This window comes from Streptomyces sp. NPDC002742, from assembly GCF_042888885.1.
GTDB lineage: Bacteria > Actinomycetota > Actinomycetes > Streptomycetales > Streptomycetaceae > Streptomyces.
The window spans coordinates 135,968-160,422 of sequence record NZ_JBIAQF010000006.1 but is presented as its reverse complement, the minus strand read 5'-3'; the positions used below and the strand labels follow the sequence as shown (position 1 = coordinate 160,422).

Here is a 24,455-nt window from a genome sequence, read left to right as displayed (position 1 = left end):
CGGCGGGCACGCGCGCGTGCGACACGGCCGCGTCCCCTTCGAGGAGGTCCGTGAAGCCCGTGAGGTCCATGAGGCGTGAAGTCGAGGACTCCGGGCTCGTGAACTCGGGGGATTCCGTGGATTCCGTGAAGCGGCGCGTCGTGTCAGGCGACGAGGACGAGTGCGGTGGAGACGGGCGGCCCGCGGCGGACGACGGTGTGCTGCAGGGTGGTCGTCCGTGGAGCGAGGGGCGCGAGCAGCGCGGTGCGAGGCGTGCGCGCGACTTCGGGCGCTCCGGGAAGTCCCGTACGCAGGGCGCGTACGAGTGTCAGTGCGGCGCGCAAGGACCGTACGAGCGCCGCTTCCGCGACTCCCTGCGCCGAGAGCCGCATGAGTCGCAGGAGGGCCAGGTCGCCGCGGCGCAGCACCCACCCGGCGGCGACGGCCGCGAGGAAGTGGCCGAGCAGCATCGGCAGGGAGGGCAGCACCGGCATCGGGGTGCCCGCGGCGGCCGGCAGGGCGTCCGCGGCATGGCGCATGGACGACGTCATGCCGGGCATGTCCGTCATGCCCGTGTCGATCCCCGCGTCGGCGAGGATCTTCTGGGCCTGCGCGGGGCTGATCGCCGCCGCGGCCGTACCGCACACCAGGTGGGCGGCCCGCGCCACGAGCGAGGCGTCGGACATCGACATCCCCGAGGCCATCGAGCCCATGGACCCGGTGGCCGTCGTACCGGCCTGCAGACCGAGTCCGAAGAGTGTGTGCAGCGCGGTCTGGCCGAACGCGAGGAGCGCCACGATGCCCGGCAGCGCGCGTTCGCGTCCCGCGAGCGCCGCGGCGACGGCGAAGACCGCGAGGAAGGCGGTGCCCAGCGTCCACAGGGGGACCGTGGCGCAGGAGGCGATCCCGTGACCTGCCGCGGCCAGCACGACGCAGACCGCGGCGAACACCGCGGCCCTCAGGGTCCGGAGGCCTGCTCCGGAACGCGCCGAACGCTGGTGGGGGGCAGTCATGGCGGGCTCATCATCGCACTGGGCGCCCGGGCCCCACGCGGCAGGTCCGATTGACGGCATGTGACCGGTCCGTCCGCAACGCGGCCTACCGCCGAAAGGCCGACGTCGTCCGACGTCGTCCGACGCCATCCGGCGTCAACTCGCGTGTGCATACACCGCCCCGTCATGCGAACGCATCGGCCGTATGGGCGGCATCACGTCGTGTATGCGATTGCGCACGGGTGGTTGCGGCAATACGTAACGGTATGTCGAGCCGCGGCCGGGAGGCTGGAGCATGAGCATCTGGTGGTCACTCCATTTGCGGCGCGAGGCTGCGAGTGTTCCGCTCGCCAGACGCCTGTTGCTCGGCACGATGGAGAGCGCGGGCGTCGACCCGGACATCTCGTACGACCTCTCCGTCGCGCTCACCGAGGCCTGTGCCAACGCAGTCGAGCACGGCGGGGACACCGTGCGGGGTGACTCCTGCGAGGCGTACCGCGTGACGGCCTACCTCGACGGTGATCAGTGCCGCATCGAGGTCGCCGACTCGGGTCCGGGTTTTCCCGCCGGTAACGCCCGCGCCCTGCTCCGCCAGGCGGGCGAGGACGCGGAGCACGGCAGAGGTCTGTGTCTGATCAGGGAGCTGGCCGACCACGTCCACATCGGCAACAAGCCGGGGCGCGGCGGCGCGGTGGTGAGCTTCGACAAGATCCTCAAGTGGCGGAAGGTCCCCTCGCTGCTGCCGGCTTGACGAGCTGAGCCGCAGCGCTCCGCCGTCCCGGAGTCCACAGGCCCGTCACAGGCTGCACCCAGGTTCTTGAGGGCTGAGGTGCCTAGCTTTCCTTCGCACGCAGCCGGTTCGTCTCCAGGTGCCTTCGCCGCCGGCGTCCTCATGGGAAGGGATACGCCGATGGGCAGCCGCGAGGACGACGAGGCGCTGGCGCGGGCCGCGGTGGCCGCGTTGACCCGTCAGCTGGAGCTGACGCCCAAACCCGGACTGCCCGACCCGCGTGACCTCCGGGCCCGGGTCACCCGGCGGGATCTGTGTTCCCTGCGCTGGTCCGCCAAGGCGCTCGCCCCCGGCCTCGCGGCCATGGCCGCCGCCGCCCGCCGCACCGGCCGCGCCACGCCCGAACTCCGCGCGGAGCTGGGCTCGATCGGCCGGTGCACCGAGCATTCGGTGGCCCTGACGGGCGGCGGCCACCGCGGTGCCCTGTGGGTTCTCGGACTGCTGGTCGCGGCGGCGGCGTTGGACCCCGGGGGCACTGGAGCTGATGTCACCGCGACGGCCAAGCGGATCGCGGCGCACGCCGACCGGCGGGCGCCGCGGCGGCCCTCCCGCGGCTCGTCCGTCTCGGCGACGTACGGCGCGGCCGGTGCGCGCGGTGAGGCGCGTGCCGGATTCCCGCACGTGAGAAGGGCGTTGGACGCGCTCGCCGGCGCCCGCTCGGCCGGCGTTCCCGAACCGTGCGCCCGTCTCGACGCCCTCCTCACGGTCATGTCCACGCTCCAGGACACCGAGTTGCTGTATAGCGCCGGTCCCCATGGACTCCGTCATGTCCAGGCGGGAGCCCGGGGTGTGCTGGAAGCGGGAGGTACGTCCACGGAGGCGGGGCGTTCGGGCCTGGCCGCCCTCGACGAGGATCTCCACGCGCGCGGGTGGAGCCCCCGGGGCAGCAGCGGCCTGCTCGCGGGCGCGCTGTTCGTGGACGCTCTGCCGGTCACGCGCCTCTGACGGGTCCGTCCAGGTCCCCTCCGGCACCGGACCGGAAGCCGGAGTCGGCGCAGGGCCGCCCTCGTGGTCACGCCGGAGTCAGGAGGCCGTCCAGGGCCGCCCTCGCGGTCACGCCGGAGTCCGGAGGCCGCCCCCGGACACACCGCCGGCCGGGCACCCTGGGGGGCACCCGGCCGGCAGTCTCGTATCAGCCCCAGCAGCCCTCGCGGGCACCGTGTCAGCCCTTGAGGGACGCCATCCACGCCTCGACCTCGTCCGAGCGGCGCGGCAGACCGGCCGACAGGTTGCGGTTGCCGTCCTCGGTGACGAGGAGGTCGTCCTCGATGCGGACGCCGATGCCGCGGTACTCCTCGGGCACGGTCAGGTCGTCCGCCTGGAAGTACAGGCCCGGCTCGACGGTCAGGCACATGCCCGGCTCCAGCGTGCCCTCGACATACGTCTCGGTGCGCGCGGCGGCGCAGTCGTGGACGTCCATGCCGAGCATGTGGCCGGTGCCGTGCAGGGTCCAGCGGCGCTGCAGGCCGAGCTCCAGGACGCGCTCGACCGGCCCCTCCACGAGGCCCCACTCGACGAGCTTCTCGGCCAGCACGTGCTGGGCGGCGTCGTGGAAGTCGCGGTACTTGGCGCCCGGCCGCACGGCCGCGATACCGGCCTCCTGGGCCTCGTACACGGCGTCGTAGATCTTCTTCTGGATCTCCGTGTACGTGCCGTCGACCGGGAGCGTGCGCGTGACGTCCGCGGTGTAGAGGGTGTGGGTCTCCACACCCGCGTCAAGCAGCAGCAGGTCGCCGGAGCGGACCGGGCCGTCGTTGCGCACCCAGTGCAGCGTGCAGGCGTGCGGTCCCGAGGCGCAGATCGAGCCGTAGCCGATGTCGTTGCCCTCGACCCGCGCGCGCAGGAAGAAGGTGCCCTCGATGAAGCGCTCGCTGGTGGCCTCGGCCTTGTCGAGGACCTTCACGACGTCCTCGAAGCCGCGCACGGTGGAGTCGACCGCCTTCTGCAGCTCGCCGGCCTCGAAGTCGTCCTTGACGAGCCGTGCCTCGGAGAGGAAGACGCGCAGTTCGTCGTCGTGCTCGCGGGTGACCTTGTCGGTGAGGGCGGCCTCGATCGCGGCGTCGTAGCCACGCACGACGCGGACGGGACCGGTGGCTTCCGTCAGCGCGGCCGGCAGCTCGCGGACGTCCGAGGCGGGGATGCCGTACAGCTGCTCGGCCTCGGCCAGGGAGTGGCGGCGGCCTACCCACAGCTCGCCCTGCCCGGAGAGCCAGAACTCGCCGTTCTCGCGGTTGGAGCGCGGCAGCAGGTAGATCGTCGCCTTGTGGCTGCCATTCCCGTTCGGGCCGTCGGCGGGCTCCAGCACGAGGACGCCGTCCTCGGTGAGGTTGCCGGTGAGGTAGGCGTACTCGACCGAGGCACGGAAGGGGTACTCCGTGTCGTTCGAGCGGGTCTTCAGGTTGCCCGCCGGGATCACCAGGCGCTCGCCCGGGAAGCGCGCGGACAGCGCGGCGCGGCGGGCCGCGGTGTACTCGGCCTGCGCGATGGGCTCAAGGCCCCGCAGCTCGGTGTCGGCCCAGCCGGACTTCATGTTCTCGGCCAGCTCGTCGGACACGCCCGGGTACAGGCCGTTCTTGCGCTGCTTGATCGGCTCTTCTTCGCCCGCTTCGTCAGCGGCTTCGTCGAGCACGGCTTCCGGGGTCTCCGGGGTGAGCGCCTCCGACACGGTCTGCCTCCTTGATACGACTCTGGACCTCCCCCATCGTACGGTCGTACTGAAGGGGGCCCAGGGCCGGAAGACCTGTTACACCGGGTATGCGCCCGCTCACTCGAACCGGGCCGCCAGCAGGACGACGTCCTCGTCGCTGTCCGCCTCGTCGAGACCGTCCGGCAGCACACAGCGCAGCACATGGTCGGCGATCGCGCCGGGGTCCTCGCGCAGCGCCCTCGGGACACTGGCCGCCGCCGCGTGCAGCCGGGCGAAGGCACGGTCCATCGGATCGCCGGTGCGGTGCAGCAGACCGTCGGTGTACATGAGCACGGTCTCGCCGGCGTCGGCGGTCAGTTCGACGCTCGGAGCCTCCCAGCAGGCGAGCATGCCCAGCGGAGCCGACAGCGAGGTCTCCACGAACTCGGTGCGCCGCGGACCGATCACCAGAGGCGGGCTGTGTCCGGCACCGGCGAGCGTGAGCTTGCGCAGGGCGGGCTCGCAGTACGCGAAGAGGGCGGTGGCCGAGCGTGCCGGTTCGGTGAGCCGCAGCAGCAGTTCGAGGTCGGAGAGCACGGCGACGGGGTCCTCGCCCTCCATGACCGCGTAGGCCCGCAGGGAGGCCCGCAGCCGGCCCATGGCGGCGACCGCGCTGGGACCGGACCCGGTGACGGAGCCGACCGCGAGGCCGAGCGCGGCGTCGGGCAGCGGCAGGGCGTCGTACCAGTCGCCGCCGCCGCGCGGGCCGGTGCGGTGCCGGGCGGCGAGCTGGACGCCGGGGACCCGGGGCAGCCGTGGGGGAAGCAGCTCCGCCGACATCGTCGTCACGCACGCACGCGCGCGCTCCAGCTCCAGCATCCGCGCCAGGTGCTCCGTCGCGTGGCGGACGTAGAGGCCGATGAGGTGGCGCTGACGCTCCACCGGTTCGGCGGGTTCGTCGTAGAGCCATACGGCGGCACCGAGGCGGCCCGCGGCCTCCGTGGACAGCGGCAGCGCGTAGCTCGCGGCGTAGCCGAGACGGGCGGCCACCTCGCGCTGGCGCGGGTCGAGCCCGTCCTCCGAGAGGAGGTCCGGCTGGGTGATCTCGCCCTCGCCGCCCGGCAGCCCGTCCAGGATCTTCCCGTACGACATGGAGCTGCGCGGCACCGTCTCGATGTGGCCGAGATCCGCTCGGGCGAGGCCGAGGCCGATCGTGGTGTCGGGGCCGAGGCCGTCGCCGGGCTCCATGACGACGAGACCGCGCCGGGCGCCCACGAGGGCGGCTCCGGCGCGCAGCAGTTCCTGCAGTGCGTCACTCAGTGTCGCGGTGCGTGCGAGGCGCTCGGTGAGTTCGTGGAGCGTGGTGAGATCCGAGACCCAGCCCGCGAGACGATCTTGGAGGGCGGCTCCCGGGCCTGCTGGAGGGATGGCCGAAGAGGCACCCGTGGGCGCGGGTGCCGGCGCGACAGTGTGTGCGGGCGAAGGAACCGTTGAATCGATTCCGGCCACTTTCGGAAGGTGAGGGGCGTTCATGACGTCCGGCTTTCCGACCGGTGCGTATTGCTCAATAGCATCGCAAACCCCCATGTCGTTCTGCGCCGCTAGCGGTGTCTCCACATGTACACGTACTCGTGAGGGGATGTCCAGCATTGTCCTGCTGGGATTCCTGGTGTCCGTGAGACCGGTGGTAACCCTTGCGGGAAATCCAAATTGGCCTAAAACTGACTCGGGCAACGGCTTATTGAGGTCGACTGGCCTCGTTCGACGGAGCGTCACAGCGGTCGTGATGGGTACGTACTCGGTGAAGGCCAGGGGTGGTTGAGATCCGCCCGGAACCTGGCGACGGACCCGGGCGTCTTAACCACCGACGACCGTGCCCCATCCTCCCGTGGCGGAGGCGGCAAGGAACACGCGGGACGTAAAACGCCAGGCGCCGCCACCCCACGCCATGCCCATGCTCTGGATACACGCAGTATGGGCGCGGACACAGCCACATGCTCGGCCCAGAGGGGTTCCCCTTGCCTCAAGCAGGGGTGTGATGCGCCAGCAGGTACGCACAGTGAAGTGATCGACACATGGTGTGATGTGATCCTCGGTGTTGCCAGGCGTGCAACGGAAAGGAACGAGCGCTCATGCGCGAGATCCTCGGAAGGCGACGCAGGCTCCTGTCCCGGCGGAACAACGGGAGGCCTGAGATGCTCAGCGCGGCCCTGACCTTCGCGACCGAATGGCGGTGGCCCGTACTCCCGGGTGTGGCGGCCGACCCGCAGGGGCGTGCCCGCTGCGGATGCCCCGACCCGGAGTGCACGGTGCCCGGCGCCCATCCCTTCGACCCCGGCCTTCTCGCGGCCACCACCGACCAGCGCATGGTGCGCTGGTGGTGGACCAACCGGCCGTCGGCCCCCATCGTGCTGGCCACCGGAGGCGGCGCCCCGTGCGCGGTGAGCCTGCCCGCCCTCGCGGCGGCGCGCGCCCTGGACGCCCTCGACCGCACGGGCATGCGCCTCGGCCCGGTCGTCGCGTCCCCCTCCCGCTGGGCGATCCTCGTCGCCCCGTACTCCATGGAGCAGCTCGGCGAGCTGCTCTACGCCAAGGACTTCGTTCCCGGCTCCCTGCGCTTCCACGGAGAGGGCGGCTACATCGCACTGCCGCCGTCCGAGACGGGCCAGGGCCAGATCCGCTGGGAGCGGGCTCCGCTGCCCGGTTCGGCCGCCCCCTGGGTGCCCGACGTGGAGGCCGTCGTGGATGCCGTCGTCGAGGCACTCACTCGTACGGGTGTGAGCGCGCCCGAGTTGTAGGGGCGTCGGGCCCGCGGCGGGCCGCGGGCCCGCCCGCGCTCGTTATCGTCGGCCTATGCAGCGTCATTCTCGGGGGCACAGGGCCTCGACGCCGCCGCGCGGCGGGCCGGACCCCCGAAGAGTTCGTCTGGTGGCGCTGGCGGGTGTCGTGGCGTTCGTCCTCGCCCTGCCGCTGGCCGTGGCGTCGGCGGGCTCCGTGGACGACGACTCCGCGGCCCTGCGCGGGGCGGCTCGCGCGGACGACCGGCCGACGGCGCCCGGACCCCGGCGGTCCCCCCGGGTGCTCGGCCTCGGTCTCGTCACCGCCGCCCGGTGCGGTCCCGAGCTCTCCTCGTCCGACGGGGTCGAGGCGCAGACCTGTGTCCTGACGCAGGGCGAGGAGACCTGGGCGCGCACCTACTACCGCAACGCGACAGGCGACGCGCTGAGCTCGATGCTGAGTCTGATGGGGCCCGGCGGACGCACGGTGCAGACGAACTGCGCGGTGGACGCGGAGGACGACCCGGGGGTGTGCGAGACGCCCAGGGAGCGTACGGCGGGGGATCCGGGGGCGTACTCGGCGGTCGCGGAGTACGCGAGGAGCGCCGGCTCGGACGGGCCTCTGCTGCTGCGTTCGGGGAGCAACTCGAGCCGTCAGTAAGGCGGTTGATGCCCTACGGGATTCCGCACATGGAAAGACCCGGTTGCTGGCGACGGGGGATGCACCAGCAACCGGGCTACTCGAACGGTAACAAGAGATCGGCGGTTCGCAAATTCGATCTCGGCTATTCGGACACGGATTTACCTGTCACAACGGGGAGTTGTGACAGGAGTCACCCTATTCCGAGGACCTGACCAGCTGACCGGTCGGTCAGTTTCCCGATCTGTGGTTCCGCTGTGGGTCAGCTGAGCGTCACCTGGCGGTTGGTGAGCCCCCCGCGCGCGCGGCGTTCGTCCGCCGTCAGCGGTGCGTCCATGGCCAGAGCGGTGGTGAGGCGCTCGGCGAACTCGGCCGCCGGCTTCTCGATGTCGTCCGCCGTGACCCCTGTCGGCAGGTCCCAGACCGGCACCGTCAGCCCGTGCGCGCGGAAGGAACCGACCAGCCGGGTGCCCTCCCCGAGGCTGGACCGGCCCTCGGCGTGCAGCCGCGCGAGGGCGTCCAGAAGCTGCTCCTCCGCGTACGGCATGACCCAGCGCAGGTGGTTCTTGTCCGGCGTCTCGCACCAGTAGGCGGCGTCGACCCCGGAGAGCTTCACGGTCGGAATGGCGGCGGCGTTGGCCCGCTCCAGCGAGGCGGTCACCTCGGCCGTCGCGTTCTCCGCGTCGGGGACCCAGAATTCGAAGCCGCTGTGCACAACTGGCTCGAAGGTGCCTTCGGGGTCGAGCAGGTCCTGGAGCCGCGGACCGCCGGCCGCGGCGCGCCGGCCCTCGACCGGGGTGCCGGGCGGCGCGACGAGCGCGCGCTGCAGGGTGTCGGCCAGGTCGCGGCTGATGTCGCCGGACGCCGTGTCGTTCTGCAGGCCGAGCAGCACCGAGCCGTCCTCGCGGCGCAGCGCGGGCCACGCCATCGGCAGGACGGTGGCGAGGGTGACCGAGGGAACGTCCTCGGGCAGGCTCTCCTTGAGCTTCAGCTCGACCGTCGCGGCGGGCACCAGCTCGCGCAGCGCGACCCAGTCCCCCTCGCCCTGCAGGCCTTCGAACGGGCGGTGCACCAGCTCGGTCACGGCGTGCGCGGCTGCCCGGCCGTGGCAGGCCTTGTAGCGGCGGCCGCTGCCGCAGGGGCAGGGCTCGCGAGCGCCGACAACCGGGATCTCGCCGCCGTCCTTCAACTGCGGCTGCTTGGCCTTCGTCTGGGGTCGCTTCTTGGCCATCGTGAGTGTCTCCCGATCACGGCTCGTCTCGTACTGGCGCGAGCCTAGCCGTTCGTACGGGGACCGACGGGATCCTGTGGACAACGCACCGCGTCGTCCACGAACCCGGCGGCCGGTCCGCGCGCCGCGGTCCGGCCCGCGGTCCGGCCTCAGTCGAGGTCGTCGAAGGCGTCCACGAAGTCCAGATCGGGTATCCCGGACACCCTCGGTGACGCGACGCGCGTAGCGAAGTCGTCGTGCCGGCGCGCCGTTTCCACGTCGTCCTGGATGACCACCCACACCGTGACCTCGCCGTGGATGCCGTCCCGTACGCCCCAGTCCTTGGCCAGCGCCCTGATGATGTTCAGCCCGCGGCCGCCCCGTGCGGTGACCGAGGGGGTGGCGGGAACGGGGCGGGTCGGGCCACCGCCGTCCGTCACCTCGACCGTCAGCCGTCCCGCCGGGTCGACCCGCCATGTCGCGCGCACGTCGCCGTCGCCCGCGAGGGCGTCCCCCAGGGGCCGGCCATGTCGGCAGGCATTGCTGAGCAGTTCGGAAAGGATCAGTACGGCATCGTCGATGACCGTTTCCGCCACACCGCCGGAACGCAGCTCATCGCGCATCCGGTGTCTTGCTTCCCCCACGCCCGCAGGGCCATGGGGCACGGCCATGCTCGACGACGTGGGCACCTCCCGTGCCACCACCAACGCCACCCCCGAGACCTCCTTTGCCCCACGCCACGGTGTGAATGCCCCTCTGGACTGGACCGGAAACCGGCCAATCGACGTCTGCTGACGCACTCGTAACGATCGAATGCGGAAAGAACGCGCCGGTGCACTCCCTGTGACCGGGTGTCCGGTTCCCGACGGTTTTGGAGGGGTGATCGTGGTGTTTTCCATGGGCGTCCCGGTCTGGACGAGACCAGGTCAGCGGCCCAGTTGACGCAGTACCGCGCGCGGGCGGTTGGTGATGATGGCGTCGATGCCCAGCTCAACGCAGAGATCGACGTCCTCGGGCTCGTTCACGGTCCAGACGTGCACCTGGTGTCCGGCGCGTTTCAGTCGCTCGATGTACCCGGGGTGACTGCGTACGATCCGCATCGACGGGCCCGCGATCCGGACACCCGCGGGCAGTCGTCCGTCCCGTAGCCGGGGCGAGACGAACTGGAGCAGATAGACCGTCGGCAAGGTCGGGGACGCGGCCCGGACGCGGTGCAGTGAGCGCGCCGAGAAGCTCATCACGCGCACCGAGGACTCGTCGGCGGACGCGGGGGCGTCCAGGCCGAAACGCTTCAGCAGGTGCATCAGCCGTTCCTCGACCTGGCCCGCCCAGCGGGTCGGGTGCTTCGTCTCGACGGCCAGCTCGACGCGGCGGCCGGCGTCGGCGACGAGTTCGAGCAGTGTCTCCAGGGTGAGGACGGAGGTGTCCTGGAGGCCCCCGGGAGCGTGTTCCCAGTCGGGCGACTCGTCGCGGTTCTTCCAGGAGCCGAAGTCCAGTGCGGCCAGTTCGGCGAGCTCCAGGGCGGAGACGGCTCCGCGGCCGTTGGACGTACGGTTCACGCGGCGGTCGTGGACACAGACGAGATGGCCGTCGGCGGTCAGCCGTACATCGCATTCAAGGGCGTCCGCACCGTCCTCGATCGCCTTCTTGTACGCGGCCAGGGTGTGCTCGGGGGCCTCTTCGGATGCGCCGCGGTGGGCGACGACCTGAATCGGGTGCTGTCGTGCGAGGGTCACCGCGTCATGGTGCCATCGTCGCGGGGCCGGTGTGAGGTGAGATGCGTCCCACTTCATTCCTTTTAGTACTAAAGGTCCGTTATAAAGGATGACCTCGGACGCACAGCCACCGCTTATGGTGCCCTGACGCCCTGTGGGAAAAGCTGTCGGCGTACAAAAGCACATGCACAGCTGAATCGCGCCGGGCCATCGACAAGTGTGAGTGGGCGTGACCGAGTGCGACCGAGAACAACAGCCGTGGATCGAGGAGAAGAGCTGTGAGCACCGAGAACGAGGGCACCGCAGTACCCCCGGCCCCGTCCGCACCTCCCGTGCCGGTGGAAACTCCTGCTGCTTCCGCGCAGGGCGCCTCGCACGCGGGGGGCGCGCCGACCGCCCCGATCCCCGCGGTGCCCGGCACCCCCGGCGCACCGGAGCACCCGTCGGCGCCCGCGGGCATGCCGGCGTACGCGTCGGCCGGAGCCGGGCAGGGGGCCGACCCCTACGGACAGGCCGCGACGCAGGGCTCCGCCCCGGAGGCGGGCTGGCCGCCTCCGCCGCCCGCCACCCCTTCGTACGCCGACGGCGGCGGTTCGGGAACCGGCGGCTGGGGTTCCTCCTACCAGCAGCCCGCTCCCAAGCCGAAGAACGGGCGCGGCGGCCTGGTCGCCGCGGTCCTGGTGGCCGCGCTGGTCGCCGGCGGCGTGGGCGGCGGCATCGGCTATTCGCTGGCCAAGAACAACGACGACTCGACCGGCTCGACGACGGTCTCCGCCCCGAGCACCAGCGGCGAGGTCCGGCGTGCCTCGGGCACGGTCGCGAACGTGGCGGCCAACGCGCTGCCGAGCACCGTCACCATCGAGGCCCAGAGCACCAGTGGCACGGGCGGCACCGGCACGGGCTTCGTCTTCGACACCCAGGGCCACATCCTCACCAACAACCACGTGGTGGCGGACGCGGTCGACGGCGGCAAGCTCACCGCGACCTTCCCGAGCGGCAAGAAGTACGACGCCGAGGTGGTCGGCCACGCGCAGGGGTACGACGTCGCGGTCATCAAGCTGAAGAACGCGCCCTCGGACCTGAAGCCGCTCGTCCTCGGCGACTCCGACAAGGTGGCCGTCGGCGATCCCACGATCGCGATCGGCGCGCCCTTCGGTCTCTCCAACACGGTGACCACGGGCATCATCAGCGCGAAGAACCGTCCGGTCGCCTCCAGTGACGGCAGCGCGAGCAGCAAGTCCTCCTACATGAGCGCCCTGCAGACGGACGCCTCGATCAACCCGGGCAACTCCGGAGGCCCCCTGCTCGACGCGTCGGGCGCGGTGATCGGCATCAACTCGGCGATCCAGTCGTCGACCAGCGGCGGTCTCGGCGGCTCCGGCCAGTCCGGTTCGATCGGCCTGGGCTTCGCGATCCCGGTCAACCAGGCCAAGTACGTCGCCCAGCAGCTGATCAAGACCGGCAAGCCGGTGTACGCGAAGATCGGCGCGTCGGTCTCCCTGGAGGACGGCACGGGCGGCGCGAAGATCACCCAGCAGGGTGCGAGCGGCTCGGCGGCGGTCGAGTCCGGCGGCCCCGCCGCCAAGGCGGGTCTCAAGCCCGGTGACGTCATCACCAAGCTCGACGGCATGGTGATCGACAGCGGCCCGACCCTCATCGGCGCGATCTGGACCCACAAGCCCGGCGACACCGTCCAGCTCACCTACACGCGCGACGGCAAGACCCACACGGTCGACGTCACCCTCGGCTCCCGAGAGGGCGACAGCTGACCCTCCGCTCCCGGCCCGGATCAGGTCGATCCGCAGGTCAGTGGGCGAGTAGGGCAGTAGGTCAGTAGACGTACACGCAGAAGGGGTGTCTCTCACGAGAGACACCCCTTCTGCGTGCCGGCTGTCCTTTCCCGGCCGCGAAGGCCCCAGGACGAATCAAGCGCGAGGCGTTTTCGCTGCGGCCGGACCCTTCTTGTCTTCGACGCGCTCCGAAGACGCCGCCGGGCAGGGGCGCTGCCGATGGCGGGACACGGTCTGGCGCGGCGGCCGGGTCAGCGTGATCTGACGGATCAGCTGCTGGAAGCAGCTCAAGGATGCGAGGGCCGGTACGAGGGCCGTGGCCACACCCGTGATGGTCTGGTGGGCGTCGGCCACGCAGAACATCATGGCGACGGAGGAGAACAGCAGAACGACGTACCACGAGTGCACGGCCCGGCGCTGGTGCAGGGCGGCTCTCAGAATGGAGAGCGAGGCCACCATCCAGGGGCCGTAGACCAGAAGGGGCCACCAAGGCCCCGTGCCGCTCTGCGCGTTGGACGCGATGTGCTGCAGGGGCGTGTAGGCCACCATGCCGCTGAAGACGCTCACCATCGACACGGTGGCGGCGGCGAGCGCGGCGATCACAAAGCTGACGGTCTGCAGCCAGTTGAAGCGGGGATTGCGGACTCGTACTTTCCGATGTCCGGTCGAGGACCGTCGGATGGGCGGCAACTCGGTAGTGAGCTGAACCAGGTTGTCCATCGGGTCACTGGTGAATTCGTCGGGGTACGTCGGCTCGCTGCGCGGTGGAGGCACGATGACCTCCTGCTCCGCCGCCGCGGCATCCTGCAGGAGGTAGGTGAGCTCCTCGACCGGGTCCCAGCCCTGTTCGTGCAGAGCGTCGACGGGATCGTCGTACCCGCCGGTCTCCGTCCCGGTGGGATATCCGGGGTGCTGTCCATACCGGGCGAAGGAGAGATTCGGATAGTCGTCATTCACGGAAATTCGTCCCCGTCACGTGAGGGATGTGGCGGCCGGAACGTCCCTGGCCGTTCCACCGCTGGTTGATCTCCTCTTGAACCGCGTCCAGTACCGTCAGGAAATCGCCGAGCAGCGACTCGGTGCCACGCGGTCCGATGCGCGCGCCGTCTCCGCGCAAGGTGCCGCGGGCGTCAGGCGATGTGTACGCGGCGGCAGGCGTGCAGGTGTATCGCCCGGTCGTCACGGCACGGGCCGCGGCCGGGCCCTGTGCCGTCGGTCCGGAGACGGGTGGAGCGAGAGAACTTACTTTCGCCATATTTCGCTAACGCCGCTCCCCCTCCTTCAGATGTGTGGCAATCGAGTGAGCGCAAGCCGGCGAAGTATTCACGAAAGCGGTTTTTCGTGAACCCGAAGCCGATGGGTTCCCGCACGTTGACGGGTGGGTTCGTGCTCCATGGGGGCGGCCAGGACAGCACGCGTGGAGGCCCTTCTCTCCGATCACACGGTTACGGCACCGGGCTTCAGCCGTCGGCACCGGACCGGTGACGTCGGTGAGCCCGCTCGGCGCTGGTGGACCCGGTGCGGACCGCGCCTCCGCGACACGCTTGGAGCCGGGTACGCTGTATCCGCTCCCACCCCAGGTGGGCGGGAGCGGGGTGGGTTGCCCGAGCGGCCTAAGGGAACGGTCTTGAAAACCGTCGTGGCGCGAGTCACCGTGGGTTCAAATCCCACACCCACCGCAGTTCATGGGTGTACTTGGCCGGATGGGGTGCCTCTCACTGAGGGGCACCCCATCCGTATGAGGCTTGTCCCGCGTCGATCAGGCTCCGCCATGGTGTCGATCGGTGGTGTGCCCCGAAGCCTGGCACGAGTTCTGTCCCAGACCCCTGTCCCAGGACCTTCGAGGAGCGCACCGCTCCTCGTGCCGGGCGCCGCGATGGGAGGCCGACACGGCCGCGGCGCCGGGGAACCGTCATCCGCTCCCCGTGGGCTTGTCGGGTCGGCCCCTGACGGCCGTGACGGAACCCGAAGAGAACGGCCCGGATCGTGACGGTCGTGACAGGCAGCCCGCGCCCGGCCGCCGTACGCGGGTCAGGAGCGCTCGCGGGCAGCCGGGTTGTTCAGGCAGAGCGCGATGTTCCGGACCGCGGCGGTGAGTTCCTCGATCACCCTGGCCGCCTGCTCCGCGTTGTGGAAGGCCGGGCGCTCTGCCAGGGACAGGCCCAGTTCCTGCGCCGCCTGGAGGGCTGCCTCGGCGCTCTCGGCAGGAGGGGGAGGCGAAGCGGCGGCGGGCGCTGAAGCCTCGGCCGGGGGAGGAGACCCCGGTGCGGCGGACCGGACCGGCACGGTCGGGTTTGCCGTGGGCACGCCGGAAGCCGCGGGGGTCGGCTGGTGCGTCGGCTCAGGAAAGGCAGGTGCCGACAGGCCGACCGGCATCGCGCCGGTCTCCGGCTCCCCTCGGTACCTGTCGAACGGGGGGTGGAAGGTGCCGGAGCCGCTGACCGGGGAGGTGCGTGCCTCCTCTTCCGGCCGGGACGGCAGAACCGGTGAGGGCTGTGCGGCGTACGGGCCATGGGAGATCTGCTGGACGTGCGGGATCAGGTCCGGCGCGCGACGCGTCCGGGGCAGTAGGAAGTGTTCGAAACCCGGGAACGCCAAGGTGGCGGAGTGCGTGGAGGCGCGGGGGCTGTACTGGGTCTGCCACTGCATGCGGTAGCAGTCGACCTGATCGGCGCAGGCGGTGCGGGTGTGGAAGACCGCGGTGTTCTCTCCCAGGTCCGGGTACCAGAGGTTCGGACCCGGGAAGTGAACGGTTCGTCCCCGGGGCTTGATCTGCTCGGCGCACCCCATGCAGCAGCCCTCCGGCACCATGAGCGGGATGCTGCCGCTCTGCTCCGGCCGGCGGGGACCGCCCTCCCAGCGGTACTCCCCGTGGTGGCAGGGCGGCAGCTCGCCGCAGGCGCGGCAGACGGCGTAGTGCTCCGGGAGGACCTGCCAGTCGTGGCTGGCGGGAGCGCACCAGTGCTTCGGCGCGGATCGGGGCAAGTTCTCGCTGCGCAGGACCAGGACCACTGGGCGCTTGTAGAACTCGGCGCGCTCGGGGGCCGGTTTGACCGCTTGGTTGTTGGCCCGCCGCAGTTCGTTGGCGTGCCACCACAACTCCACGTGTTCGCCCCATGCCTTCTCATAGGACTCCGGCCACCAGTCGCCCGCGTAGTCGTTGATCTCCAGGATCCGCCAGGCCTGCTGGTCGAGTACCACAATGGAGCCGGCCCGCAACCGCAGGTGTGTTGTGTCGTCGCCCTCGTCCGGCCAGTCGTGCCGACCGATATGTGTGGGTTGGCCTGGGAGCCACCTGCGAACCTGCATGCCACGCTCCTCGGCAGCGAAACTTCAAAGTTTCAAATGGGGCAGTTGGCAACATTCTGAACAATCGAGACGTTTGCTTCGGTGTAGACACGCTCACGCTGTTGACTCATGAGGACCGGAAACGCGTTCCGTGTCATCACTTCCTTCCGGAAACGCCGTTGTCACCGGGCGTTTTCGCCACTCGGGCCGTCACCGGACCAGACCCCTCCGCAGCTCCGAGCCAGTGACCCCATACCCGGCCGTCAGGTTCCGACGCTCACCCGTACGTGTGATGAAACCTGGTTTGCGGCACCCCGTACGTGTGCATCGTCCCGCAGTTCTGTTCACCGACCGCTGTGCGCCGACGGATGTGCCGACGGATGCGCGGACCGGGGCGGGCGGTGGGCGGGGCGGCGCCCCACCCGTCGCCCGCGCCGCCCGGAGCGGTCACCGGCCCACCGGGGTCCGTGGTCCCGCACCGCTTCCGGGCCCGAGGGCCGCTCTCCGGGCGGGGCGCCGACCGGCTCCGCGGGCTCCCGCGCCGACGGGGCGACTCCCCGTGCCGGCCCTGATCGGCGACGCCCTCGCCCCCGCCGCCGGGGTGAACACGGCCGTCACCCGTGTCGCCTGTCACCCGGCGACGTGGGCGACGGCGTCGCTTCAGTGCCGCCGGGACGAAGGAGCCGTCATCCGTGCCGCGGAGGCGATCGTCGAGCGGGCCTCTCGTTCGGTGAGGCCCGTGCGGACGGCGGCCTGGACAAGCGGGGTGATCAGTTGGGGGCCGATGTCGTTCTCGTAGGCGCGGCACGCGGCCCAGAAGAGGCGGGTGTTGCGCTGGCCCTCGTGCGCGGCGAGGACGAACTGGACGAGCCCCTGGCCCTGCCGGTCGGTCGCGGAGGGCGTGGGGTGGTGCGCGCGGGGCGCGGGCGGCGGCAGGAGCAGGCGCAGGAGTTCGGGCGGGCAGGGTGCGGGCGCGAGTCGAGCGGTGCCGGGGGCCGTCTCGTACACGCCGTGTTCGGTGCGTGAGCCGGGGCCGACGAGGTAGCCGCCCGCGCCGCGGATGTCGATGCCCGGGGCGAGCCGGCCGGCCGAGTTGGGGACGACGACGTCCGGCGGTCCGCTCAGCCACAGATGGCGGCCGCCGCTGGGGGTCAGGACGACGACCGTGTCAGGGATCGTGAAGAGGTGGCGCAGCGCCAGTTCGCGCAGGGCCGTCGAGGAGTCCGTATCGGATTTGGTGTCGAGGTCGACGCCGATGAGGTGGTGCGGATGCAGCCCGCAGGCGATGCCGTAGCCGGTGGTCCAGGGGGCGGCGGCGAAGAGTTCGCGGATGCGCCGGGGCTCGGTCGAGGCGTCGTACACGCCGTGCCCGAAGCGGCCGCATTCGCCGTGGCAGGGGAGGGGATCGGGGTCGTCGCGGTGGGGGGAGCGCAGGGCCGGGAGCTTCGTACGGGACAGCGGGATCACCGCCAGCCCGCGCTCGGCTGCGGACAGGGCGTGGGCCAGGGCCAGAGTGGTGGCCCGCCGGTCGATGGTGGCCATGCATCCATGTTCGTACGAGTGTTCGAAAAAGGGAAGGGCTCTCCGGGTGCGCGAGGGCGCGGGGTGGGTGATGGGCGAGATCGGCCGAAAGCATGCCGGAACGCTTCAGCTGTTGCGGCGCTTGGGGTTGAGCGGCCGACAGGTGGCTGAGCAGGGGCTTTGTGGGCGTGAAGGTGGTTTATCGATATGTCCTCACGCTTGAGGGGGAATTGCGGCTTCCGGGGTGGTTCGCCGGGGATGCGGTGGGCAACTCTGGACTCGCGACGTCGTGGACAGCGCCGAGGCGGTCGGCCAACCGCCTTGGAACAAGCCGTATTTCCCGTACGTCCCGGCTCACCGCCGGTGCGTACAACCGGTTCTGGAGGAATTCACATGGCAAACATCCGTACCGCTCGTGTCCTCGCCGCCGTCGCGGCGCTGCCCCTGACCGCCGCCCTCTTCTCCGGCGTCGCGGCGGCCGACAACGGCTCCTTCGCGGACACCGGATCGAACGCCGGAGTGGCGACCGTCAGCGGCAGCGGGGTCGGGCGTGACAACAGCGGCGACTCCTCCACCACTCAACAGCAGGCGGTCGGCTCCGGAGCCTCGAATCGGAGCGATACCGCCCAGGTGACGGGTTCAGCGGTCACGGCCGTCAACCAGGGCAACGAGAACGTCCTCATCAACTTCGTCAAGCTCTGGTGAGCCGGGGGCCGATGGTTCCCATCGGCCGGGGGTCTTCCGTATGGGGTAGTGCTCCGTGGGGGGTCGCAACGTCTGCGCGACGGTGCTTCGGCGTCGTCGCGCAGACGTGTTCGGAGGTGCTCGGATGACCCGCTCCAGGGTGTCGTGCGGACCCGTCGCGGGGGCGCGTAAGGACCCGTGACGGGGTGGCGTGCACGGGGTGTCGTGAGTGGGTGGCGCCGACGGTGGCGCCGGCGGTGGGGGTGTCGGAGGGGGTGTCGGAGGGGTCGCTCGGACGGTTGCGCGCGGGCGGTTCAGGGCGGTGTCCGTGACCTTGACAGGCAACAGTATCTGACGGACAGTCAGAAAACCTTGTTCGTACGAGGTCCGGGAGGGCCGCCGCCGTGCACCTCGCCCCCACCGAGCGCCAGCAGCGGCTGCGCGCCGAACTCCGCACGTACTTCCGGGATCTGATGCCGGACGGGCCACCGCCTGCCGACGACCCCGCGCGACGGCGGGCGCTGCTGCGCCGCATCGGAGCCGACGGTCTGCTCGGGCTCGGCTGGCCGGTCGCGTACGGAGGGCAGGGGCGCGGAGCGGACGAGCAGTTCGTCTTCTTCGACGAGGCCTACCGGGCCGGTGCGCCCGTCTCGATGGTCACGCTGAACACCGTCGGACCGACCCTCATGAAATACGGCAGCGAGGAACAGAAGGACTTCTTCCTGTCGCGCATCCTGAGCGGTGAACTCGTTTTCGCCATCGGGTACTCGGAGCCGTCAGCGGGCACGGACCTCGCCTCGCTGCGGACGCGCGCCGTCCGGGAGGCCGGGGCCGGGGGGAGTGCGGGAGGGGCCGGCGCCGAGGGCGGGACCGGGGAAAGCGCGGGAGGGGCCGGCGCCGAGGGCGGGCACTGGCGGATCGACGGACAGAAGATCTTCACGTCCAACGCCCAGAACGCCGACTGGATCTGGCTTGCCTGCCGGACCGACCCGGACGCGCCGAAGCACCAGGGCATCTCGATTCTGCTCGTCCCCACCGACGCTCCCGGCTTCTCGTGGACACCGATCGAGACGGTGGGCAGCCAGACCACCACGGCGACCTACTACGACGGGATCCGCGTCCCGGCCGGGAACCTGGTCGGCGAGGAGAACGGCGGCTGGGGACTGATCACCAGCCAGCTCAACCACGAGCGGGTCGCCCTCGCCGCGATCGGCATGCAGGCCGAGGACTTCTACGCGGCCGCGGTGGAGGCGGCCCGTACACCTGATCCGGTGACCGGGCGGCGAAGGGTTGACGAGCCGTGGGTGCGTTTCCAGCTCGCCGAAGCGCATGCGCGACTGGCGGCATCACGCCTGCTCAACTGGCGTTTGGTGGATCTGGCAGTCGGTGGACCGGCGCCCGGAGACGCGAGCGGCGTGAAGGTCATGGGAACCGAATCCGCGGTCGCGGTGTTCCGAATATGTCAGCACATCGTGGGAGCGGACGCATTGGTCCGCTCCGGTTCACCGGGGGCGTTCGGGGTCGGCGAGCTGGAGCGGATGAACAGGGCGGCGCAGATCAACACGTTCGGGGGCGGGGTGAGCGAGGTGCAGCGGGAGATCGTCGCGACGATGCGGCTCGGCATGAAGAGGGGGCGGCGGTGAGCGGCCGGGGAGCGGGTGGTGAGGGCGCCGCAGCGGGTGAGGGCGCCGCGCGTGACGGCGTCGTGCGTGGCGGCGCCGTGCCTGACGCTTCCCTGCCTGACGGCGCCGTGCGGGACGGGGACGGCCTGGCGGAGCGTTTGAAGGAGTATCAGGGGCGTGCGGCCACCGTCGGGGGTGTCGGCAGGGACCTGGTCAACGCGCCCATGATCCGGCACTGGTGCGAGGCCATGGGAGACACCAGTCCCGCGTACGAGGGGCCGGACGCCGTGGCCCCGCCCACCATGCTCCAGGCGTGGACGATGAGCGGCCTGTCCGGGCACGCGGACCGTCCCGGCCGCTCAGGGACGTACGACGAGCTGTTCGGCCTGCTCGACGGCGCCGGATACACCTCGGTGGTCGCCACCGACTGCGAACAGGAGTATCTGCGTCCGTTGCGCCCCGGGGACGAGATCACCTTCGACTCGATGATCGAGTCCGTGTCCGAGCGCAAGACGACCAAGCTGGGCACGGGGTACTTCGTCACCACGCGGATGGACATCCGAGCGGGCGGCGAACTCGCCGGGACGCACAGGTTCCGCATCCTCAAGTACGTTCCGGCGCACCGGAATCCGAAAGGCACCGGGGTGGCCAGGGGCCCGTCGGGCACCGCTGGGGCGAGCACCCCGGAGGCGAAGAGCAGGGGCTTGCGCCCGCGCCCGGTGATCAACCGGGACAACGCCGGGTTCTGGGAAGGCGTCGAGCGGCATCGGCTGCTGATCCAGCGCTGCACGGCGTGCGGGGCGCTGAGATTCCCGTGGCTGCCGGGGTGCGGCGCGTGCGGCTGCCCGGACTGGGACACCGTCGAGTCGCGCGGCGAGGGGACCGTCTATTCGTACGTCGTCATGCACCATCCGCCGTTCCCGGCCTTCGACCCTCCCTACGCTGTCGCTCTGATCGAACTCGCCGAGGGTGTGCGGATCGTGAGCAACGTGGTGGGCGTGCCGCACGACAAGGTGCGGATCGGGATGCCCGTACGGCTCGAATTCCAGCGGTACGACGAGGAGTTGGAGCTGCCGGTCTTCCGGGCGGAGGAGGGGTCCGGCGGCGACGGCGTTACCGGCGACTCGGCCGCGCGCTCGCCCGCCTCCTTCGCCGGTCGCTCGGGTGGGGGGAGCTGACATGGACTTCACGCCCACCGAGGAGCAGGCGGCCGCCCGGGACCTGGCCGCGCGTATCTTCGGCGACCTCTCCACCCACGAGCGGCTCACCGCCGCCGGGACGGGCAGTGACGCCGGACTGTGGAAGGAGCTGTGCGCCGCCGGGCTGGTCGGGGCCGTCGCGGACATCGGGCTCCTCGGGCTCGTCCTGCTGCTGGAGGAGCAGGGGCGCACCACGGCGCAGGTGCCGTTCGCGACGAGCTGCGTGTACGGACTGCTGGCGGTGGCGGCACACGGTTCGCCCGGACAACGCGAGCGTCTGCTGCCGGGTATCGCCGACGGGACGGTGGTGGTGGCCGGCGCGATATCCGGCTCGGACGCGAAAGCGATATCCGGCTCGGACGCGAAAGCGGGTTCCGCTTCGGGCTCCGCCTCCCGCTCCGGTCCCGCCTCCGCCCCCGGCTCGCCTTCCGGTTCCGTGCGGCTGTACGCCCCGGCGACGCGGGAGCCGGTGACGAGAGAGCCGGCGGCGACGCGGGAGCCGGCGTCCGGGAAGCTGACCGGGGTCGTCCCGGTCGTGCCCTGGCTGCGCGACGCCACGCATGTGCTCGTGGCCGACGACCGGCGTCGGCTCTGGCTGGTCCGCGCCGCGGAGGCGGCGGCGAGCGAGCCGGTCGAGCTGACGGCGCCCTGGTCCGCGGGGCGCCTGACGCTGGACGGGACGCCGGGCGAGGCACTCGGCGCCGCGAGGGCGTACGACGACCTGCTCGCCACGGCCCGCACCGCCTTCGCCGGACTCCAGGCCGGGGTGTGCGCCGGATCGCTGGCGCGGGCGGTGGAGCATACGAACGCGCGCGAGCAGTTCGGGCGGCCGCTCGCCGCCAAACAGGGCGTCCAACTGCGGGCCGCCGACGCGTACATGGACACCGAGGCGATCCGGGTGACGGCGTACGAGGCGGCATGGCGGCGTGACGAGGGGCTGCCTTACGCGACGCACGCCCTGACGGCCGCCTGGTGGGCGTCCGAGGCGGGGCAGCGGGTGGTGCACACGGGCCAGCATCTGCACGGCGGGGCCGGCGCCGACCTCGAACACCCCGTGCACCGGCACTTCCTGTGGGGCCGGCAGCTGGACGCGTATCTGGGATGCGGGGGCGAAGTGCTGCAGGAGCTCGGGGAGTTGATCGCGAACGGGGAGGCGGAGACATGAGGGTGGGCGACGTACTGCCACCGTTGGAGATCGAGATCACCCGCACGCTGATCGTGGCCGGGGCGATCGCCTCACGGGACTACCAGGACGTGCATCACGACGCGGATCTGGCGAGGGCGAAGGGCTCGCCGGACATCTTCATGAACATCCTGACGACCAACGGCCTGGTCGGACGGTACGTGACCGACCACTTCGGCCCGACCGCCGTGCTGCGCAAGGTGGCGATTCGGCTGGGCGCTCCCAACCACCCCGGGGACACCATGGTGTTGACCGGCTCGATCGAGGAGGTCGACGGTGGCACGGCCGTGGTGAGGATCCTCGGCGCCAACGGTATCGGCCGGCACGTCATGGGCACGGTGACGGTGACGGTCCCGACTCCGCGAGCCGCACCCGTCTCTTCCTCCGCACCCGTTTCTTCCTCCGCACCCGTCCCCGTCCCCGTCCCCGTCGACGCGCCGTCCGAAGGCGGTGTCGCATGAGCGTGCGCAGGCGGGACGGCCTCGGCGGACGGGCGGCGATCGTCGGCATCGGGGCGACCGAGTTCTCCAAGGACTCGGGGCGCAGTGAGCTGCGGCTCGCGGTGGAGGCGGTGCGGTCCGCGCTGGACGACGCGGGGCTGACGCCGGCGGACGTTGACGGGATGGTGACGTTCACGATGGACACCAGTCCGGAGATCACCGTGGCGCAGGCGGCCGGGATGGGGGAGCTGTCGTTCTTCTCGCGCATCCACTACGGCGGTGGGGCGGCCTGCGCGACCGTCCAGCAGGCGGCGCTCGCGGTGGCCACCGGGGTGGCCGAAGTCGTTGTCTGCTACCGGGCGTTCAACGAACGGTCGGGCCGAAGGTTCGGCTCGGGCGTGCAGCGGCGGGAGCCGTCGGCGGAGGGTGCGGCGCTGGGCTGGGCCCTGCCGTTCGGGCTGCTCACCCCGGCCTCCTGGGTGGCGATGGCGGCCCAGCGGTATCTGCACACCCACGGCCTGACTCCCGAGGCGTTCGGCCATGTCGCGGTGGTGGACCGGAAGTACGCGGCGACGAACCCGGCGGCGTACTTCCACGGCAGACCGATCACGCTCGCCGAGCACGCGGCCTCGCGGTGGATCGTGGAGCCGCTGCGGCTGCTGGACTGCTGCCAGGAGACCGACGGCGGCCAGGCCCTGGTGGTCACCTCCGTGGAGCGGGCCCGCGGTCTGCCGCGCCGCCCGGCGGTGATCCTGGCCGCCGCGCAGGGCGCGGGCCGGGCGCAGGAGCAGATGACCAGCTTCTACCGGGACGATCTGACGGGGCTCCCTGAGATGGGCGTGGTGGCCCGGCAGCTGTGGCGGACGGCGGGGATCGGCCCGGCGGAGATCGACGTGGGGATCCTGTACGACCACTTCACGCCGTTCGTGCTGATGCAGCTGGAGGAGTTCGGCTTCTGCGGGCCGGGGGAGGCCGCGGACTTCGTCGCCGAGGAGAGGCTGCCGCTGAACACGCACGGGGGGCAGCTCGGGGAGGCGTATCTGCACGGGATGAACGGGATAGCCGAGGGCGTACGGCAGCTGCGGGGCACGTCCGTGAACCAGATACCGGGCGCCGGGCGCGTCCTGGTGACCGCGGGAACCGGGGTTCCCACGTCGGGCCTGATCCTCGGGGCCGACGAATGAATCCCTCGATCCCCCCGCCTGAGTACTCCCCCGGCAGTCGTCTCTCAGGGGTGAACCCTCAGACGGCGGGCCCCGCTTGTCCACCTTCAGGAGGTGGGGCCCGCCCCAGTTCTACAACCTGAGGCGGACATGGCTCCGGGACCTGCGGCCGATCCGCCGGAGGAGGGGGCGAACCTAGCGTGGAGCCATGACCACACTCGTCTGCACGAGCGCCTCGGACGCCGCCACGAGGACGACGCGGCCCCGTTCGTACCCGTCGTTCTCGTCGTACGTGAAGGCGCGCCAGCCCGTGCTGCTGCGCACCGCCCGGTCACTCACCGCGAACCCGAGCGACGCGGAGGACCTGCTGCAGACGGCGCTGACGAAGACGTACGTCGCCTGGGACCGTATCGAGGACCACCGGGCGCTGGACGGCTATGTGCGGCGCGCTCTGCTGAACACGCGGACGTCGCAGTGGCGCAAGCGCAAGGTCGACGAGTTCGCCTGCGAGGAGCTGCCGGAGCCCGAGGGGCTGCCCGCCGCGGACCCCGCCGAGCAGCAGGCACTGCACGACGCGATGTGGCGGGCGATCACGAAGCTGCCGGCGCGGCAGCGGGCGATGGTGGTGCTGCGCTACTACGAGGATCTGAGCGAGGCCCAGACGGCGGAGGTCCTCGGGGTCTCCGTCGGCACGGTCAAGTCGGCGGTCTCCCGCGCGCTGGGCAAACTGCGCGAGGACCCCGAGCTGGTCCCCGTCCGCCGGGAAGGGCCCCGACCGGCCGCCGAGCAGGGCGTTGGCTGATCGATCATTCCTGCGCCTAGTGACATACCACGCG

At 71.2% G+C, this 24,455-nt stretch carries 21 protein-coding genes and 1 tRNA gene; 13 read left to right on the top strand and 9 right to left on the bottom strand.

Annotated elements, in window-relative coordinates:
• Positions 1-143: 143 nt before the first annotated feature.
• The gene (locus ACFYW8_RS12405) at positions 144-992 is read right to left on the bottom strand and encodes a hypothetical protein (protein WP_389071638.1); all 849 of its coding nucleotides are present in this window, start codon (positions 990-992) and stop codon (positions 144-146) included.
• Between the two features lie 274 nt (positions 993-1,266).
• Here ACFYW8_RS12405 and ACFYW8_RS12400 point away from each other — a divergent pair, with 274 nt between their 5' ends.
• Positions 1,267-1,722, top strand: a complete 456-nt coding sequence (locus tag ACFYW8_RS12400; protein ID WP_365869409.1) for an ATP-binding protein — start codon at positions 1,267-1,269, stop codon at positions 1,720-1,722.
• A 159-nt stretch (positions 1,723-1,881) separates the two neighbouring features.
• Positions 1,882-2,706 carry a triphosphoribosyl-dephospho-CoA synthase gene (locus ACFYW8_RS12395; RefSeq protein WP_389071631.1) on the top strand — a complete coding sequence of 275 codons (825 nt, stop codon included), beginning with the start codon at positions 1,882-1,884 and terminating at the stop codon, positions 2,704-2,706.
• Positions 2,707-2,923: 217 nt separating this feature from the next.
• Here the strand turns inward: ACFYW8_RS12395 and ACFYW8_RS12390 are convergent, their stop codons facing one another.
• Positions 2,924-4,426, bottom strand: coding sequence for an aminopeptidase P family protein (locus ACFYW8_RS12390; protein ID WP_389071626.1), 1,503 nt, complete (start codon positions 4,424-4,426; stop codon positions 2,924-2,926).
• A gap of 99 nt (positions 4,427-4,525) precedes the next feature.
• A complete protein-coding gene (locus ACFYW8_RS12385; protein ID WP_365869589.1) occupies positions 4,526-6,037 on the bottom strand; it encodes a PP2C family protein-serine/threonine phosphatase in 1,512 nt (503 codons plus the stop codon).
• Positions 6,038-6,519: 482 nt separating this feature from the next.
• Between ACFYW8_RS12385 and ACFYW8_RS12380 the strand changes: the two genes are divergently transcribed.
• Positions 6,520-7,185, top strand: coding sequence for a bifunctional DNA primase/polymerase (locus ACFYW8_RS12380; RefSeq protein ID WP_261703807.1), 666 nt, complete (start codon positions 6,520-6,522; stop codon positions 7,183-7,185).
• Positions 7,186-7,240: 55 nt separating this feature from the next.
• Positions 7,241-7,825 (top strand): hypothetical protein, encoded by a 585-nt coding sequence (locus ACFYW8_RS12375; protein ID WP_389071616.1) that lies wholly within the window; start codon positions 7,241-7,243, stop codon positions 7,823-7,825.
• A gap of 241 nt (positions 7,826-8,066) precedes the next feature.
• Here ACFYW8_RS12375 and ACFYW8_RS12370 read toward each other — a convergent pair whose 3' ends face one another.
• The 3 genes from ACFYW8_RS12370 to ACFYW8_RS12360 all read right to left on the bottom strand — a co-directional run bounded on the left by ACFYW8_RS12370 (position 8,067) and on the right by ACFYW8_RS12360 (position 10,750).
• Positions 8,067-9,035: a DUF5926 family protein gene (locus ACFYW8_RS12370; protein WP_389071613.1), complete on the bottom strand. Its 969-nt coding sequence runs from the start codon at positions 9,033-9,035 to the stop codon at positions 8,067-8,069.
• A 149-nt stretch (positions 9,036-9,184) separates the two neighbouring features.
• Positions 9,185-9,814 (bottom strand): ATP-binding protein, encoded by a 630-nt coding sequence (locus tag ACFYW8_RS12365; RefSeq protein ID WP_389071608.1) that lies wholly within the window; start codon positions 9,812-9,814, stop codon positions 9,185-9,187.
• 126 nt (positions 9,815-9,940) lie between these two features.
• Positions 9,941-10,750: a glycerophosphodiester phosphodiesterase family protein gene (locus ACFYW8_RS12360; RefSeq protein WP_389071603.1), complete on the bottom strand. Its 810-nt coding sequence runs from the start codon at positions 10,748-10,750 to the stop codon at positions 9,941-9,943.
• A 257-nt stretch (positions 10,751-11,007) separates the two neighbouring features.
• Here ACFYW8_RS12360 and ACFYW8_RS12355 point away from each other — a divergent pair, with 257 nt between their 5' ends.
• Entirely contained in the window at positions 11,008-12,498 is a 1,491-nt protein-coding gene (locus ACFYW8_RS12355) for a S1C family serine protease (protein WP_389071598.1), read from the top strand.
• Positions 12,499-12,654: 156 nt separating this feature from the next.
• Here ACFYW8_RS12355 and ACFYW8_RS12350 read toward each other — a convergent pair whose 3' ends face one another.
• A complete protein-coding gene (locus tag ACFYW8_RS12350; RefSeq protein WP_365869417.1) occupies positions 12,655-13,476 on the bottom strand; it encodes a DUF2637 domain-containing protein in 822 nt (273 codons plus the stop codon).
• 637 nt (positions 13,477-14,113) lie between these two features.
• Between ACFYW8_RS12350 and ACFYW8_RS12345 the strand changes: the two genes are divergently transcribed.
• A tRNA-Ser gene (locus ACFYW8_RS12345) sits at positions 14,114-14,198 on the top strand.
• Positions 14,199-14,550: 352 nt separating this feature from the next.
• Here ACFYW8_RS12345 and ACFYW8_RS12340 read toward each other — a convergent pair.
• Both ACFYW8_RS12340 and ACFYW8_RS12335 read right to left on the bottom strand, forming a co-directional pair.
• A complete protein-coding gene (locus ACFYW8_RS12340; protein ID WP_389071593.1) occupies positions 14,551-15,828 on the bottom strand; it encodes a hypothetical protein in 1,278 nt (425 codons plus the stop codon).
• A gap of 639 nt (positions 15,829-16,467) precedes the next feature.
• Positions 16,468-17,349, bottom strand: a complete 882-nt coding sequence (locus ACFYW8_RS12335; protein WP_365869421.1) for a bifunctional DNA primase/polymerase — start codon at positions 17,347-17,349, stop codon at positions 16,468-16,470.
• A 372-nt stretch (positions 17,350-17,721) separates the two neighbouring features.
• On the opposite strand from ACFYW8_RS12335, the gene ACFYW8_RS12330 reads away from it, so the two are divergent.
• The 7 genes from ACFYW8_RS12330 (at position 17,722) to ACFYW8_RS12300 (ending at position 24,421) form a co-directional block, all read left to right on the top strand.
• Positions 17,722-18,033 carry a hypothetical protein gene (locus tag ACFYW8_RS12330; protein WP_389071586.1) on the top strand — a complete coding sequence of 104 codons (312 nt, stop codon included), beginning with the start codon at positions 17,722-17,724 and terminating at the stop codon, positions 18,031-18,033.
• A 383-nt stretch (positions 18,034-18,416) separates the two neighbouring features.
• Complete coding sequence (locus tag ACFYW8_RS12325; protein ID WP_389071581.1) at positions 18,417-19,655, top strand: acyl-CoA dehydrogenase family protein; 1,239 nt, start codon at positions 18,417-18,419, stop codon at positions 19,653-19,655.
• Positions 19,656-19,732: 77 nt separating this feature from the next.
• Positions 19,733-20,812, top strand: a complete 1,080-nt coding sequence (locus tag ACFYW8_RS12320) for a bifunctional MaoC family dehydratase N-terminal/OB-fold nucleic acid binding domain-containing protein (RefSeq protein WP_389071576.1) — start codon at positions 19,733-19,735, stop codon at positions 20,810-20,812.
• 1 nt (position 20,813) lies between these two features.
• Entirely contained in the window at positions 20,814-21,998 is a 1,185-nt protein-coding gene (locus tag ACFYW8_RS12315) for an acyl-CoA dehydrogenase family protein (RefSeq protein WP_389071569.1), read from the top strand.
• On the top strand, positions 21,995-22,477 hold the full coding sequence (locus tag ACFYW8_RS12310; RefSeq protein ID WP_389071564.1) for a MaoC family dehydratase: 483 nt from the start codon (positions 21,995-21,997) through the stop codon (positions 22,475-22,477). Before ACFYW8_RS12315 ends, ACFYW8_RS12310 begins: the two co-directional genes overlap by 4 nt.
• Entirely contained in the window at positions 22,474-23,640 is a 1,167-nt protein-coding gene (locus tag ACFYW8_RS12305; RefSeq protein ID WP_389071559.1) for a lipid-transfer protein, read from the top strand. Before ACFYW8_RS12310 ends, ACFYW8_RS12305 begins: the two co-directional genes overlap by 4 nt.
• 187 nt (positions 23,641-23,827) lie before the next feature.
• Positions 23,828-24,421, top strand: coding sequence for a SigE family RNA polymerase sigma factor (locus ACFYW8_RS12300; RefSeq protein WP_389071554.1), 594 nt, complete (start codon positions 23,828-23,830; stop codon positions 24,419-24,421).
• Positions 24,422-24,455 lie beyond the last annotated feature (34 nt).

Excerpts from the sequence above, each read along its gene's own strand:
- ACFYW8_RS12300 (WP_389071554.1), top strand. The coding sequence starts at position 23,828 with ATGACCACACTCGTCTGCACGAGCGCCTCGGACGCCGCCACGAGGACG.
- ACFYW8_RS12305 (WP_389071559.1), top strand. The coding sequence starts at position 22,474 with ATGAGCGTGCGCAGGCGGGACGGCCTCGGCGGACGGGCGGCGATCGTC.
- ACFYW8_RS12330 (WP_389071586.1), top strand. The coding sequence starts at position 17,722 with ATGGCAAACATCCGTACCGCTCGTGTCCTCGCCGCCGTCGCGGCGCTG.
- ACFYW8_RS12395 (WP_389071631.1), top strand. The coding sequence starts at position 1,882 with ATGGGCAGCCGCGAGGACGACGAGGCGCTGGCGCGGGCCGCGGTGGCC.
- ACFYW8_RS12375 (WP_389071616.1), top strand. The coding sequence starts at position 7,241 with ATGCAGCGTCATTCTCGGGGGCACAGGGCCTCGACGCCGCCGCGCGGC.
- ACFYW8_RS12380 (WP_261703807.1), top strand. The coding sequence starts at position 6,520 with ATGCGCGAGATCCTCGGAAGGCGACGCAGGCTCCTGTCCCGGCGGAAC.
- ACFYW8_RS12385 (WP_365869589.1), bottom strand. The coding sequence starts at position 6,037 with ATGCTGGACATCCCCTCACGAGTACGTGTACATGTGGAGACACCGCTA.
- ACFYW8_RS12340 (WP_389071593.1), bottom strand. The coding sequence starts at position 15,828 with ATGCAGGTTCGCAGGTGGCTCCCAGGCCAACCCACACATATCGGTCGG.
- ACFYW8_RS12310 (WP_389071564.1), top strand. The coding sequence starts at position 21,995 with ATGAGGGTGGGCGACGTACTGCCACCGTTGGAGATCGAGATCACCCGC.
- ACFYW8_RS12315 (WP_389071569.1), top strand. The coding sequence starts at position 20,814 with ATGGACTTCACGCCCACCGAGGAGCAGGCGGCCGCCCGGGACCTGGCC.
- ACFYW8_RS12400 (WP_365869409.1), top strand. The coding sequence starts at position 1,267 with ATGAGCATCTGGTGGTCACTCCATTTGCGGCGCGAGGCTGCGAGTGTT.
- ACFYW8_RS12405 (WP_389071638.1), bottom strand. The coding sequence starts at position 992 with ATGACTGCCCCCCACCAGCGTTCGGCGCGTTCCGGAGCAGGCCTCCGG.
- ACFYW8_RS12370 (WP_389071613.1), bottom strand. The coding sequence starts at position 9,035 with ATGGCCAAGAAGCGACCCCAGACGAAGGCCAAGCAGCCGCAGTTGAAG.
- ACFYW8_RS12335 (WP_365869421.1), bottom strand. The coding sequence starts at position 17,349 with ATGGCCACCATCGACCGGCGGGCCACCACTCTGGCCCTGGCCCACGCC.